Source organism: Micromonospora tarensis, from assembly GCF_016803395.1.
GTDB classification, from domain to species: domain Bacteria; phylum Actinomycetota; class Actinomycetes; order Mycobacteriales; family Micromonosporaceae; genus Micromonospora; species Micromonospora tarensis.
Genome location: NZ_JAEVHL010000170.1, coordinates 1 through 14203, shown reverse-complemented (window position 1 = coordinate 14203; position 14203 = coordinate 1). Strand labels below are relative to the sequence as shown.

Annotated in this window: 13 protein-coding genes; 4 read left to right on the top strand and 9 right to left on the bottom strand. The window is 71.2% G+C overall.

The genetic code is table 11. The features are described from left to right. Nucleotides 1–237: 237 nt before the first annotated feature. The 3 genes from JM949_RS25485 to pgsA form a co-directional block, all read right to left on the bottom strand. Complete coding sequence (locus JM949_RS25485; RefSeq protein ID WP_203150812.1) at nucleotides 238–1398, bottom strand: glycosyltransferase family 4 protein; 1161 nt, start codon at nucleotides 1396–1398, stop codon at nucleotides 238–240. Nucleotides 1399–1471: 73 nt separating this feature from the next. Beyond that, a complete protein-coding gene (locus JM949_RS25480; protein WP_203150811.1) occupies nucleotides 1472–2404 on the bottom strand; it encodes a phosphatidylinositol mannoside acyltransferase in 933 nt (310 codons plus the stop codon). A 46-nt stretch (nucleotides 2405–2450) separates the two neighbouring features. Then, nucleotides 2451–3080, bottom strand: a complete 630-nt coding sequence (pgsA, locus tag JM949_RS25475; protein WP_203150810.1) for a phosphatidylinositol phosphate synthase — start codon at nucleotides 3078–3080, stop codon at nucleotides 2451–2453. 251 nt (nucleotides 3081–3331) lie between these two features. On the opposite strand from pgsA, the gene JM949_RS25470 reads away from it, so the two are divergent. Beyond that, nucleotides 3332–5488, top strand: coding sequence for an elongation factor G-like protein EF-G2 (locus JM949_RS25470; RefSeq protein WP_203150809.1), 2157 nt, complete (start codon nucleotides 3332–3334; stop codon nucleotides 5486–5488). A gap of 69 nt (nucleotides 5489–5557) precedes the next feature. On the opposite strand, the gene JM949_RS25465 is transcribed toward JM949_RS25470, so the two are convergent. Continuing rightward, the gene (locus JM949_RS25465) at nucleotides 5558–6616 is read right to left on the bottom strand and encodes an aldo/keto reductase (protein ID WP_203150808.1); all 1059 of its coding nucleotides are present in this window, start codon (nucleotides 6614–6616) and stop codon (nucleotides 5558–5560) included. 95 nt (nucleotides 6617–6711) lie between these two features. Here JM949_RS25465 and JM949_RS25460 point away from each other — a divergent pair, with 95 nt between their 5' ends. Next, a complete protein-coding gene (locus JM949_RS25460) occupies nucleotides 6712–7194 on the top strand; it encodes a hypothetical protein (RefSeq protein WP_203150807.1) in 483 nt (160 codons plus the stop codon). 49 nt (nucleotides 7195–7243) lie between these two features. Here JM949_RS25460 and JM949_RS25455 read toward each other — a convergent pair whose 3' ends face one another. From JM949_RS25455 to JM949_RS25440, 4 genes are all read right to left on the bottom strand, one after another. After that, nucleotides 7244–7774 (bottom strand): HIT family protein, encoded by a 531-nt coding sequence (locus tag JM949_RS25455; protein WP_203150813.1) that lies wholly within the window; start codon nucleotides 7772–7774, stop codon nucleotides 7244–7246. 191 nt (nucleotides 7775–7965) lie between these two features. Continuing rightward, nucleotides 7966–8703, bottom strand: a complete 738-nt coding sequence (locus JM949_RS25450; RefSeq protein WP_203150806.1) for an endonuclease/exonuclease/phosphatase family protein — start codon at nucleotides 8701–8703, stop codon at nucleotides 7966–7968. Further along, the gene (locus JM949_RS25445; RefSeq protein ID WP_203150805.1) at nucleotides 8700–9338 is read right to left on the bottom strand and encodes a hypothetical protein; all 639 of its coding nucleotides are present in this window, start codon (nucleotides 9336–9338) and stop codon (nucleotides 8700–8702) included. Before JM949_RS25445 ends, JM949_RS25450 begins: the two co-directional genes overlap by 4 nt. Beyond that, nucleotides 9331–10230, bottom strand: coding sequence for a hypothetical protein (locus JM949_RS25440; protein WP_203150804.1), 900 nt, complete (start codon nucleotides 10228–10230; stop codon nucleotides 9331–9333). Before JM949_RS25440 ends, JM949_RS25445 begins: the two co-directional genes overlap by 8 nt. Before the next feature lie 210 nt (nucleotides 10231–10440). Between JM949_RS25440 and JM949_RS25435 the strand changes: the two genes are divergently transcribed. Continuing rightward, a complete protein-coding gene (locus JM949_RS25435) occupies nucleotides 10441–11169 on the top strand; it encodes a D-Ala-D-Ala carboxypeptidase family metallohydrolase (RefSeq protein WP_203150803.1) in 729 nt (242 codons plus the stop codon). A 271-nt stretch (nucleotides 11170–11440) separates the two neighbouring features. On the opposite strand, the gene thrS is transcribed toward JM949_RS25435, so the two are convergent. Then, on the bottom strand, nucleotides 11441–13450 hold the full coding sequence (gene thrS, locus JM949_RS25430) for a threonine--tRNA ligase (protein WP_203150802.1): 2010 nt from the start codon (nucleotides 13448–13450) through the stop codon (nucleotides 11441–11443). 188 nt (nucleotides 13451–13638) lie between these two features. Here thrS and JM949_RS25425 point away from each other — a divergent pair. Further along, the coding region (locus JM949_RS25425; RefSeq protein ID WP_203150801.1) for a DUF1775 domain-containing protein at nucleotides 13639–14203 on the top strand (565 nt) is incomplete at its 3' end.

Genomic DNA, 14203 nt, shown 5'->3' with positions numbered 1-14203 from the left:
GGCCGCCGCCCGGCGCAGCAGGTGGGCGTCGAGGGCGCGGGCCGCCAGCTCCGCCCGACTCTGCAACCGCTCGACCCGGCCGGCGGTCCAGACGAGGTACGCCGCGACCAGCCCCACGACCACGCTCGCGGCCACCACCCACCACATGTGCGGCATCGTAGTGCTGCTCCGTTTCGTCCGATTGGGCGCGGCCCGACCGGCCACCCCGGTCACCTCCGCGCCACCCGTCACACCGGCTCAGCCCAGCCCCACCCATTCCTGGTCGATGACCCGCCCGTCGGTCGCCTCGATCGCCGCTGCGTATACCTCCAGAACGCGGCGAGCAACCACCGGCCAGTCGAAATTCGCCACCACCTGATCTCCGCAGGCGCTCAGCGTCGCCCGGCCGGTCGGGTCGTCCAACAGCTCGGTCAGCGCGTCCCGCAGCCCCACCGGGTCACCGGTGCGGAACAGCCGACCGGCGCGCCCGCCGTCGAGGACCCGCCGGAACGCGTCCAGGTCACTGGCGACCACCGTGGTGCCCGCCGCCAGCGCCTCGGTGAGGATCATGCCGAACGACTCACCACCGGTGTTCGGTGCCACGTAGAGGTGCACGCTGCGCAGCATCCGCGCCTTGTCCGGCTCGCTGACCAGACCGAGGAACGTCACCCGCTCGCGCAGGTCGGCGGGGAACTGGTCGTACAGGTCGTCGCTGTCACCCGGCCCGGCCACGAGCAACCGCAGCCCGGGTCGGGTGGCGGCCAACTCTACGAACGCGTCCCGCAGCACCGGAAAACCCTTACGCGCCTCGGTGAACCGGCCCAGGAAGCCCAGCGTGCCGCCGGTGCCCACGGCGCACTCCCCCGGCCAGCCCGGCAACGGCTCGGCGTCGGCGAACTTGGCCACCGCCACCCCGTTGGGGATCTCCACCGCGCCGCCGTCCATGTGCTCGACCTGCACCTTGCGTGCCAACGCGCTGACCGCGATCCGCGCGGTGATCCGCTCCAGGACGATCTGGAGCACACCCTGCGCGGCGGCAAGGACCCGCGAACGGGTCATCGCGGTGTGGAACGTGGCCACCACCGGCCCACGGGCGGAGAGCACGGCGAGCAGCGACAGGCTCAGCGTGAGCGGCTCGTGCACGTGCAGCACGTCGAAGTCGCCGTTGGTGATCCACCGCCGGACCCGGGCGGTCGACACCGGGCCGAACGCGATCCGGGCCACCGAGCCGTTGTACGGCAGCGGAACCGCCCGACCGGCGGACACCACGTACTCCGGCAGCGGCGAATCCTCGTCCGCCGGGGCGAGCACGCTGACCTCGTGACCGAGCGCGATCAACGCCTCGGCGAGGTCCACGACGTGGTTCTGCACCCCGCCGGGGACGTCGAAGGAGTACGGGCACACGATGCCGATCCGCATGCGTCAGTGCCCCCGGTCCGCGACTGCGGGGCTCCGCCGCGCTGCACTCCTCGCGCTTACCGTGCCCACCTCCTCAGGCCGGGCCGGGGGCCGACGAGGAGGGCCTCGCCGCGCCCTCCCCCGCCCTCCCCTGGTCCAACCACATCCGCTGCAACATGTGCCAGTCTTCCGGATGCCGAGCGATACCCGTCGCCAGACGGTCGGCGATCAGCTGGGTCAGCGACCGGACCCGCTGGTCCAGCGGACCGGCCTCGGGCCCCGGCACCGGCAGCGGGCCGGCGAGCGACGCGCACGCGGCGTCCGCCTCGTACCACATCGAGGCCACGTAGAGCGGCGCGCCGGTGTGCAACGCGAGCAACGCCGGCCCGGCGGGCATCCGGGTCTTCGCACCGAAGAAGTCCACCTCGACCCCCCGGGCGGAGAGGTCCCGGTCGGCCAGCAGCGGCACCACCGCACCCGCGCGTACCCGGTCCAGCAGCACCTCGAACGCCGGACGCGGCCCGCCGCGGGTCGGCAGGATTTCCATCCCCAGCGCCTCCCGGAAGGCGGCGAACCGCTCGTACACCCCATCCGGCAGCCGCTCGGCGACAGTGGTGATCGGCCAACCCGTGGCCGCCACCCAGGCGCCCGCCGCGTCCCAGTTACCGGCGTGCGGCAGGGCCACCACCGCGCCCCGGCCGGCGGCCACGTCGGCCGCGAGCAGCTCCGCGCCGTCGAGCCGGAACCCGGACAGGATCTGCGCCCGGCTCAACGCGGGCAGCCGGAACGCCTCCATCCAGTACCGGGCGTACGAGCGCAGGCCACGCCTGACGAGATCGTCAAGCTCGGCCTCGGGCAGCTCCGGTCCGACGACCCGGCGCAGGTTCGCGCGCAGTCGGGCCGTACTCCCGCCACCGCGTCGGTGGGCGCGGTCCGCGCCCGCCTGGAAGGCCGCCGCCACCAGCGGCCGGGGCAACGCCCGGACCACCCGCCAGCCGGCGACGAAGCCCAGCTCGCTGACGTTCACGCGACTCGACCCCCGGTCGTCCGGCGTCGGGGCGTCGACCCCCCGCTCACGCCTGGCCGTCCGGCTGGAGCTGCTGGGCCTGGCGGTAGACGTGCGTCATCCGCTGCGCCACCGTGACGATCGACACCGCGGCGAGCAGCCAGAGCGCGATCTCCAGAGCCGGCCGCACACCGACGCCGGTGAGGATTCCGCCGACGCCGACGATCAACAGTCGCTCGGTGCGCTCGGCGATGCCCACGTTGCAGGACATGCCGAGCCCTTCGGCGCGGGCCTTCACGTAGGAGACCAGGCCACCGGCGGCCAGGCAGACCAACGCGGCGGCCACTCCGGAGTGGTCACCCCGGGTGGCCAGCCAGTACGCGACCGCGCCGAAGACGGCGCTGTCGGCGACCCGGTCCATGCTCGAGTCGAGGAACGCACCGAACCTGGTGGAACCGCCGCTCATCCGGGCCATCGTCCCGTCGAGCAGGTCGGTGAGCGCGAACAGGGTCACGATCAACGCGCCCGCGACCAGGTGGCCGCGGGCACCGAAGCCGAGGGCGCCGACGAGCACGCCGACGGTGCCCGCGACGGTGACGGCATTGGGGGTGACGCCCGCGCGCAGCAGGGCGCGGGCGATCGGCTCGACGACGCGGGTCATCCCCGCGCGGGCCGACACTTGGAAGATCTTTGCCATGGCGGTCCCCACAGTAACGGTCCGCCCAGGTCCGGCGATACGGCCGGTCCCGCCGACCCGCCCGGGGGAGGCTTGTGCCCACCCGGCAACGGGTGTGAGATCGAGCCGGGGAGGTGAGCCAGCTCACCCGGCCGCCCGTCCCGTTCCCGCTGTGCAGCAGACCACCGGAGGATATCGCCGCGCACTCGCCCCGGGCCGCTTCCCGTCGCGCGGCGGTCGCCACCCACCACCGGCTGAGGGAGGTGCGCCCGATGGCGCAGAAAAGTCAGGAGAAGGGTTCCGCCGGCGGCACGCCGGTGGTGACCGAGCCCGAACGGGTTCGCAACGTGGTGCTCGTCGGGCACTCCGGAGCGGGCAAGACGACGCTGGTCGAGGCGCTGCTCGCGGCCACCGGCACGATCGGCCGGGCGGGCACCGTGGCCGACGGCACCACAGTCGGCGACCACGACCCCGCAGCCGTACGCCAACAGCGCTCGGTGAGCCTGGCCTGCGCGCCGCTGCTGCACAACGGCGTCAAGGTCAACCTGCTGGACACCCCCGGGTACGCCGACTTCGTCGGCGAGCTGCGCGCCGGGCTGCGGGCCGCCGACGCCGCGCTCTTCGTGGTCTCCGCGGCGGGCGGCATGGACGCGGCCACCGTCGCGCTGTGGGAGGAGTGCGCCGCGGTCGACATGCCGCGAGCGGTCGCCGTGGCCCGACTCGACCAGCCCCGCGCCGACGTCGACGAGACGGTGGCGCTCTGCCAACGGCTCTTCGGCGACAACGTGATGCCCCTCTACCTGCCGATGCTCGGCGACGACGGGGTGTCCACCGAAGGTCTGCTCGGTCTGATCACCCGCCGGGTCTTCGACTACAGCGCCGGGCTCCCGGCCGACGTCCGCGAACCGGACCCGGAGCACCAGCCGGCCATCGACGAGTCCCGCAACGAGCTGATCGAGGGGATCATCGCCGAGAGCGAGGACGAGACCCTGATGGACCGGTACCTCGACGGCGAGGAGATCAGCACCGAGGTGCTCATCGACGACCTGGAGAAGGCCGTCGCGCGGGGCCACTTCTATCCGGTGGTGCCGGTCTGCGCCGAGACCGGTGTCGGTCTGGACGTGCTGCTGGAGCTGCTGACCGCGGCGTTCCCGTCGCCGCTGGAGCACGAGTTGCCGGCGGTGACCGGCGTGGACGGGTCACCGCGTCCGCCGTTGACCTGCGACCCGGCCGGACCGCTCGTCGCCGAGGTGGTCAAGACCACCGTCGACCGCCACGTCGGTCGGGTCTCGCTGGTCCGGGTCTTCTCCGGCACGCTGCGTCCCGACCAGACCGTGCACGTCTCCGGGCACGGCATGGCCGAACGGGGCCACCCCGACCACGACGCCGACGAGCGGGTCGGGCACATCTACACCCCGCTGGGCGCCACCCTGCGTGAGGTGCCGCTCTGCGCGGCCGGCGACATCTGCGCGGTCACCAAGTCGGGCAGCGCCGAGACCGGCGACACCATCTCGGCCAAGGCTGACCCGCTGCTGATCGCACCCTGGGAGATGCCGGAGCCCCTGCTGCCGGTGGCCATCGTCGCCCGCAGCCGGGCCGACGAGGACGCCCTGGCCCGCAACCTCGCCCGGCTGGTCGCCGGCGACCCCACGCTGCGGCTGGAACGCAACCCGGAAACCCACCAACTGGTGCTCTGGTGCATGGGTGAGGCACACGCGGACGTGCTGCTCGACCGGCTGCGCGCGGGCGGCGTCGAGCTGGACACCGAGCCCGTCAAGGTCTCCCTGCGCGAGACGCTGACCGTGCCCGCGAAGGGGCACGGCCGCCACGTCAAGCAGTCCGGCGGCCACGGCCAGTACGCGGTCTGCGACATCGAGGTCGAGCCGCTGCCCCGTGGCAGTGGCTTCGAGTTCGTCGACCGGGTGGTCGGCGGCGCGGTGCCGCACAACTACATCCCGTCGGTGGAGAAGGGCGTCCGCGCCCAGCTGGAGCGCGGGCTGGTCGCCGGGCACCCGGTGGTGGACCTGCGGGTGACAGTGGTCGACGGGAAGGCGCACAGCGTCGACTCCTCCGACGCGGCCTTCCAGACCGCCGGCGCGTTGGCCCTTCGCGACGCCGCCGACCGTGGTCAGCCAGCCCTGCTGGAGCCGATCGACGAGGTAACCATCCGGGTGCCGGACGGTTCGGTGGGCACGGTGCTGGGTGACCTGTCCGGCCGGCGTGGCCGGGTCCTCGGCACCGAACCGGACCCGGACACCGAGGGCCGTACCCTGGTCCGGGCCGAGGTGCCGGCCACCGAGTTGCTGCGCTACGCCGTCGAGCTGCGCTCCATGACGGGCGGCACCGGCACCTTCCGCCGCCACTTCGTCCGGCACGACCCGATGCCCGCCCACCTGGCCGACCAGGCCCGCAAGGAACACACCCCCTGACCGCCGGCGCCCGCCCTGTTCTGCCCGGTGGCGCTGCCCCAGCTGCGGGGCAGCGCCACCGGCGGGCCGTCAGGGATGGACCGTGGGATCGGTGGGGCGCGGCCAGTGCCGGCGGTCGGCGTCGCGCAGCGCCGCCGCGCGGAGGGCGGCCAGCTGGCGTTCCACCTCGACGAACTGGTCCGCCGGTAGCGGGCCCCGGTGCAGCGCGGCGGCGTTCTCCTCGACCTGGGCGACGGTACGGCAGCCCGGGATCGGAATGGTGCGTCCGCTGCGGGCCCAGATCCAGCCCAGCGCGCCCTGGGCCAGGGTGCGGCCATCGGCGGTGAGCGCGGCGCGGACCGCGCCGACGCGGCGCAGCCACTCCGGTGCCGGCCGGCCACCCCGGAACCACTCCAACCAACCCGGGGCCAACCCGCGTACGTCGTCGCGGGGCAGGGTGGAGGCGGCCGAGTACTTGCCGGTGAGCAGCCCCATCCCGAGCGGCCCCCGGTTGACGCTGGCCAGGTCGTACTTGTCGCAGACGGCGAGCAGCTCGGGGGCGTCCCGCAGCACCGACAGGGTGTGCTGGACGGCTGTCGCACCGGCCGCGCCCTGCCCGAACGCGGTGGCCCGGTCGGGACGGTCGGTGCTCCACCCGTACCCGCGGATCAGGCCCTCGGCGACCAGGTCCTCGCAGGTGCCGACCAGCGCCTGCGCCCTCGGCACCGGCAGGTCGGCCAGGTGCAGCTGGTAGAGGTCGATCCGGTCGGTGCCCAGCCGGCGCAGCGAGGCGGTCACGGCCCGCCGCAGGTAGGCGGGGGACGCGTCCTCCCCGGTGGCCTGTCGGCTGGACTCGTCGAAGGTGTAGCCCCACTTGGTGGCGATCACGGCGTCGTCGCGGCGACCGGCGAGCGCCCGACCGAGCACCCGCTCACTGTGCCCGGCCCCGTACGTGTCGGCGGTGTCGAAGAGGGTGATGCCCACCTCGAGTGCCCGGCGTACCGCCCGCACCGACTCGTCGTCGTCGACCGCGCCCCAGCCCAACGGCTGGGTGCCCTCCGCCCAGGGCCCGCCGATCGCCCAGCACCCCATGCCGAGGGCGCTGACCTCGATGCCGCTGCGCCCCAACGTCCGTGTCGTGACTGCCATCGGCCGATCGTGCCACCTTCAGGGTTCGGGGCGTAGCAGATCCCGGGGCGTAAACGCGGTATCCGACGTCGGGTCAGGTGCGGCATGATCGCGCCATGCGACGGCTGGGTGTGGACATCGGCGGAGTGCTCATCGAACCGGCCGACGACGACGCCGACACGTCGTTCTTCGGTGCCCACTACCTGCGCACGCCGGTCGTGGCCGGGGCGTTCGACGCGCTCGCCGCGCTGGCCCCCGCGTTCGACGAGGTGCACCTGGTGTCCAAGTGCGGGGAGGACACCGAACGGCGCACCCGGGAGTGGTTGGCCCACCACGACTTCCCGGCCCGCACCGGCATCCCGGTGGAGCGGGTGCACTTCTGTCGTAGCCGCCCGGCCAAGGCACCGATCGCGCGGCGGCTCGGGCTGACCCACTTCGTGGACGACAAGCTGGAGGTGCTCGGTTACCTCGACGCGGTGCGGCACCGCTTCCTGTTCCGGCCCCGCCCGGCCGAGGTCGCCGCGCACGCCGCGCTGCTGCCCCGCGTACACCGGGTGGAGAGCTGGTCGGAGCTGACCCCGCTGCTGCGCGCCGACTAGCCGGACCGGCGCGGACGCCGGGCGGCCGGACGTCGCCCACCGGCGACGGTCAGGCGGGCCACGCCTTGGCGAGCAGGTCCCGGGTGTCGGCGAGCAGTTGCGGCAGCACGTTCGTCCGGGCGATCACCGGCATGAAATTGGCGTCGCCGCCCCACCTCGGCACCACGTGCTGGTGCAGGTGGGCAGCGATGCCGGCGCCGGCCACTCCGCCCTGGTTCATGCCCAGGTTGAAGCCGTGCGCGTTGGAGACGTGCCGGATGACGCGCATCGCGTCCTTGGTGAAGGCCGCCAGCTCGATGGTCTCGGGCGTGTCGAGATCCGTGTAGTCGGCGACGTGCCGGTACGGGCAGATCAACAGGTGCCCCGGGTTGTACGGGTAGAGGTTGAGCATCGCGTAGACGTGCGCGCCCCGCGCGACGACGAGATCCTGCTCCGCCGGCAGGCCGGGGGCCCGGCAGAACGGGCAACCGGGAGGCTTCTCGGGAGCGCCGTCGGGCCGATCCCCGCCTGAGACGTAGGCCATCCGGTGTGGCGTCCAGAGCCGGTCCAGCCCATCCGCCAACCCGTTGTCGTGCACCATCTCCCTGGTCACCAACACCTTCAGCTCGGCAGTCGATGCTTCCCCGAACTGCGGCGCCGCACGTGCCGCTGAGCCAGCTCAGGGCGGCAAGACTGGATCTCTCGCACCAGGTTAGCCCTCCCCCGCCGACCGGCCGCGGACGCCCACATCGTCGCCGGGGACGAATGGGAGCGCTCTAGTCGCTCGCCTCGTCACCCCCCGGGTCGCTCGGCCATCTCAAGCTCCGCGAAGCACAGCAGGTGATCCGACGGATTCTCCAGGAGCTCCACCCGTCGGGTCTGGAAGTGCCGCGAGATCAGGATGTCGTCGGAGGCGAAACCCTCGTGAGTGACCCGGTCGCCGACGACCCGTGAATAGCCGGCGTCGGGTGCCATCGCCAACTCACGGATCGGTGTGTTGAAGTCGCCCAGAACCACGGTCGGCAGATCCCTTGACGCATCCAACTGGCCGCGCACGATCCGCCAGACAGATTCGAAGCGTTCGTGTGAGGCCGGCAACCCCATCCGCTGGAAGGGGAAGAGGTGGAGGTTGAACAGCACGACCGAGCCGAGTTGGGTGAGGCAGGTGACCTGGCTGAGCGCCTTGTGGTGCACGTTCTCCAACCGACCGTCCACCACTATCGCCTGACCTTCGGGGTCGAAGAAGCGGTTGCTCGGCTCGGATTGCGGATGGCGGGAAAGCGTCGCCAGACCCGACATCGACGCGCCGAATCCGGACGGATGCAGCGGCAGCGCGCTGGCGGACCGGAGGCCGACCAGGGAACGCATCGCCGACAGCACCTTGGAACTGCGCCCATCATCGAATGGCACCTCTTGCAGGGCAAGGATGTCCAGGTTCAGTTCCTGGACGAACTCCCAAGGGTCGAACGGCTCATTGGAAGCCGCGGCTGACGCCTCCCGAATGTTCCATGTTGCCACTCGAAGCGTCATTCGACTGCCTGCCACAGCGCTCTCCGGAAATCGTCTAATTCATGGCTCGTCGGTGGGTTCATCGGGGCGTGCCCCGACCGACCCGACTGCGGCGGTGCCGCCACCAGCGGATAGTCGACCATGGGGACGGATGTCGTGATCAGCGTGAGTGCGCTCGCCGAGGAGGGCGCGGACGTGTGGAAGACCCCGTGCGGCACCAAATAGCTGGAGCCAACGTCATGGGACCCTTGCTTGTCGATCGAGACGCGCACCTGCCGACCCGTGGGTTCCCGAACGGTCCCGCCGTGCGCCGGCTTCACCACGAAGAGCCGGTGGGCGCTCCCGCTCGACGTGGGGCGCACGGCGTATTCGGTGCTGGTGATCACCCCAGCCAGGACATAGCTGGTCAGATCCCAGAGGTGCGTGTGCGGCTCCTCGGAGAAGGACGCACCGGCCGGCCAGTGATGGATCCGCAGTTCCTTGTTCGCCGACGTGGCGAGCCGGAGCTGGACAAAACCCAACACGTGCTGATGCATCCGGCGTGGATCAACCAACCGGTCGACCCCGACCTGCCGAAGACCATTCAACACCTCGTCGAACGTTCTCCCCTCGGGCGACGAGAGCAGGTAACTCGCAAATTCCGTAGCCTCATCCATAGGGACTCCTGCTGCTGGCGGCCACCTCGACCACTTCCTGAATCTCCGCATCCGACATTCCGCTGGCACAACCGACGCCGATCTGAACGAACCAGCCTCGCAGAGCCGCCGCGTCAGGATCCGCCGGAAGCGGAGTCGTTCGGATACCCCGCGCCTGCTTGCGGTCCAGGCGGAAATCCTCCTGCATGAGCGAGTAGAACGGAACACCTCTGGGGAAGACAAGCGCCGACTCAGCCGGATCCTCCGACGTACGAATCGCGAAGGAATCGTTGATCTCAAGGCGGGTCAACGAACAGGTCTGCTTGAAGAGCACCTCCACCTCAAGCAGCGGCTCGCGATCGCGCCACTGGAACGCGACCAGCACCGTTGCCAGGATCTCAGTGCGAACGGACGCCTCCGTCCACTCCTGCCCGCGCCCCGAGCGTCGTGCGCCGCGCAGTTCGGCGTAGGTCGAACACACTGCGGAAGAATCCGGATCCAGAGTGAGGAGCACTATGGACCGAGCGGAGTTGGATCGTCTCGCCGCAGTCGCAAGCTCGGGTATCACAATGGCTCGATTGAATCGGCCCAGGCCTCCGCTGAACCACCAGAAAGTCGTCGACCGCCGACCCTCGTCCAGGGTGGCTGCCCGATCTCGCCCGCTGACAACCTTCACTTCCCGACTGTCCGGGGCGGGGGGCAGCAGCCACAAGATCACCCCGGCGACGACAAGGAACGCGATCAAGGAGGTCAGCAGGTTCGCCACGACATTGGCACCGACCGCCTTGAGGTTGTCGGTTCTGTCTCCGTCCGCCGGCAGGAGAAGGTACTGGATGACCGCGAGAAGAAGAAGACAAAGGGCGGCAATCCCGAATAGGGCTCGACGGAGATATTTACTCTCGGGCAGCCGCACGTCGAAGAGGCTACCGGCCGCCGACGAATGAATGGAAGACCCGGCCGGAGCCCGCACCCCGGCGGGCCTGCCCCAGCGGCGCCACGGAGCCGTGCGAGCGGGCGGGACTCCGTCGGCGGGAAACTCACTGCTGAAAGTTCTTGACGGATCAATGTCGAAACCTGAAGATCCCATACATCCAAGAACTTCCATGCACTGATGGAGGGCTCCATGATCCGACGGCTCGGCAGGTTCCTCGCGGCACTCGCGCTGACCGCCGCCAGCACAGTGGCCGGCGTCACCCTCACCGCCGGCGCGGCCCAGGCGGACGGCTGCTACACCTGGGGTCGCACCCTGGCCCAGGGGGCGTCCGGCGAGGACGTCCGGCAACTCCAGATCCGGGTCGCCGGCTACCCCGGCTACGGCGCGGTGCTCACCCTCGACGGCGCGTTCGGCCCGGCCACCCGGTCGGCGGTGATCCGCTTCCAGCAGGCGTACGGGCTGCCCGCGGACGGCATCGCCGGCCCGCAGACGTTCAACCGCATCTACGCCCTCCAGGACGACGACTGCACCCCGGCCAACTTCAGCTACCCCGAGCTGAACAAGTGCAACAGCGACTGGTCCGGCGGGGCGGTCTCGGCGAGCACCGCACGGTTCAACGCGCTGGTCTCGATGTGGAAGCTCCAGGCCATGCGACACGCCCTCGGGGACGTGGCCATCTCGATCAGCAGCAGCTTCCGCAGCTACGCCTGCAACAGCGCGGTCGGCGGGGCGTCGAACAGTCGGCACCTGTACGGCGACGGGGTGGACCTGACCGGGTCCCCGTCGTTCTGCCGGCTGGCACAGCAGGCCCGCAACCACGGCTTCGGACAGATCCTCGGCCCCGGCTACCCGGACCACAACGACCACACCCACGTGGCGGCGGTCGGGGGCTGGTCCGCGCCGAACTGCGGCATCTGATACCCGGCACCGCCTCCGGGCGCTGCCTCCGCACGCCGCCTCCGCACGCCGACCTCCACCGCGACGATCGCGCCGCCTCCACCGCGATGATCGCGCCGCCTCCACGGCGATGATCGCGCTCGAACATGGAAGTAGTGCTCCCGCACCGGGGAGGCCACTACTTCCTGGATCGAGCGCGATCATGCGTCACACGGACCGCGTCGGCGGCACGTGGGCCACGAGCACGCGGCGCGCCGGCGCGCGGCCGCGCGCGGGCCGCGGGGTGGTTCCGCTACTCGGCGGCGGCGGACGGGCCGATGTTGGTCCGCGAGCTGACCACGTCGAGCACGTGGGTCACCGCCTCGGCGACCGGCACCCCGTTGCGCTGGGAGCCGTCGCGGTAGCGGAAGGAGACCGTGCCGGCGGCCACGTCGTCGTCGCCGGCGATCACCATGAACGGGATCTTCTGCTGCTGCGCCGTCCGGATCTTCTTCTGCATCCGGTCGTCACCCGCGTCCACCTGCGCCCGGATGCCCTCGGCACGCAGCGCGGCGACGAAGCCGTGCAGGTAGTCGGTGTGGTCCTCGCGGATCGGGATGCCGATCACCTGCACCGGTGCCAGCCAGGCCGGGAACGCACCCGCGTAGTGCTCGGTGAGCACCCCGAAGAACCGTTCGATCGACCCGAACAACGCCCGGTGGATCATCACGGGTCGCTGCCGGCTGCCGTCGGCGGCCTGGTACTCCAGTCCGAACCGCTCCGGCTGGTTGAAGTCGACCTGGATGGTGGACATCTGCCAGGTCCGGCCGATCGCGTCCCGCGCCTGCACGGAGATCTTCGGCCCGTAGAACGCCGCGCCACCCGGGTCGGGCACCAGGTCCAGGCCGGAGGTCTCGGCGGCGGTGCGCAGCGCCTCGGTGGCCTCCGCCCAGTCCTCGTCGGCGCCGATGAACTTGGGCGAGTCGTCCCGGGTCGACAATTCCAGGTAGAAGTCGTCCAGGCCGTAGTCGCGCAGCAGGTCGAGCACGAAGCTGAGCAGCGTGGACAGCTCGCCGGCCATCTGCTCGCGGGTGCAGTAGATGTGCGAGTCGTCCTGGGTCAGGCCCCGGACCCGGGTCAGGCCGTGCACGACTCCGGACTTCTCGTACCGGTAGACGGTGCCGAACTCGAACATCCGCAGCGGCAGCTCCCGGTACGACCGCCCGCGCGACCTGAAGATCAGGTTGTGCATCGGGCAGTTCATCGCCTTGAGGTAGTAGTCCGCGCCCTCCAGCTGCATGGGCGGGAACATGGTGTCCGCGTAGTAGGGCAGGTGACCGGAGGTCTGGAACAGCTGCGCCTTGGTGATGTGCGGGGTGTTGACGAACTCGTACCCCGCCTCCTCGTGCCGCCGCCGCGAGTAGTGCTCCATCTCGCGGCGGATGATGCCGCCCTTGGGGTGGAAGACCGCCAGGCCGGAGCCGATCTCGTCGGGGAAGCTGAACAGGTCCAGGTCCGCGCCGAGCTTGCGGTGGTCGCGCCGGGCGGCCTCCTCCAACAGCTTCAGGTACGCCTTGAGCTCGTCGCGGGTCGGCCACGCGGTGCCGTACACCCGCTGTAGTTGGGGGTTCTTCTCCGACCCCCGCCAGTAGGCGGCGGCGGAGCGCATCAGCTTGAACGCGCCGATCAGCCGGGTGGTCGGCAGGTGTGGGCCCCGGCACAGGTCCGACCAGCAGACCTTGTCCTCCTTGGCGTCGAGGTTGTCGTAGATGGTCAGCTCGCCGCCGCCCACCTCCATCACCTCGTCGGTGTCCAGGCCCTCGCCCTTGACCTCGATCAACTCCAGCTTGAACGGCTCGTCGGCCAGCTCCGAGCGCGCCTCGTCCAGGCTGCCGAAGCGACGGCGGCGGAACCGCTGCCCGGACTTGATGATCTCCTGCATGCGCTTCTCGAGCTTGCTGAGGTCATCGGGCTGGAACGGCTTGGCGACGTCGAAGTCGTAGTAGAAGCCGTTCTCGATCGGCGGACCGATGCCCAGCTTGCCCTCGGGGAAGACGTCCTGCACGGCCTGGGCGAGCACGTGCGCGGTGGAGTGGCGCAGCACGTTGAGCCCGTCCGGCGAGTCCAGGCTGACCGGCTCGACGACCGTCTCCTCGGCCGGGGCCCAGTCCAGGTCGCGCAGCTGACCCTGCGGGTCGCGGACCACGACGATCGCCTTGGGGCCGTTCGCGGGCAGTCCGGCCGCGGCCACCGCGTCGGCCGCCGTCGTCCCGGCGGCGACGACGACGGGGTCGGCCACGGCGGGGGTACGGGGTGCGGACACGGTGACTCCTCCAAGCGGTACGAAACGGTGCCGATCCTCGGCTCCTGCCGATGCTATCGGTCCACCCTCCCGGGGTCCGGAAGGGCACCTTCCTGCCGGTCGCGTTGAACCTTTCGCGCCACGCAGCCGAACTACAGGGTGTGGCCGGAAACCGGTGCCGGCCGCGCGGACACGGATGGGGGCACGACATGGCGAGCACGCACGGCGGCGAGCGCCGACGGCGGATCGCGGCGGTGACCGCGCTGACCGCCGCCGGGCTGCTGCTCTGGCCCGGCACGACGCACGCGGCGGACGTGACGACCACCCCGACCGAGGCACGGCAGGGCGACGCCGTACGGCTTGAGTTCTCCGTCGCGGAGGAGCGGGCCGGCACGAAGACCACGCAGGTCGAGATCCGGTTGCCGGCCGACGCACCGATCGCCGAGGTGTACCCGATGTCGGTGGACGGCTGGGCGCCCCGGATCAGCTCCCGCGACCTGGACAAGCCGGTGGCCGGCATCCACTCCTCCGGGGTGAGCACGGTGACCACCGCGGTGACCTGGGTCCGGGTTGGCGACAGCGGCCCCGGACCGGCCCGGTTGGCGCTGTCCATGGGGCCGCTGCCGCAGGTCGAGCGGCTCACCTTCGAGGTCGTCCAGACGTACGCCGACGGCACTGTCGTCAGGTGGGCGGACGCCACCGGCGCACACCGTGCCCCGACGCTCACCCTGCTCCCGGCGGCCCCGGGCGCCGCCGGACCGGCCGCACCACGGT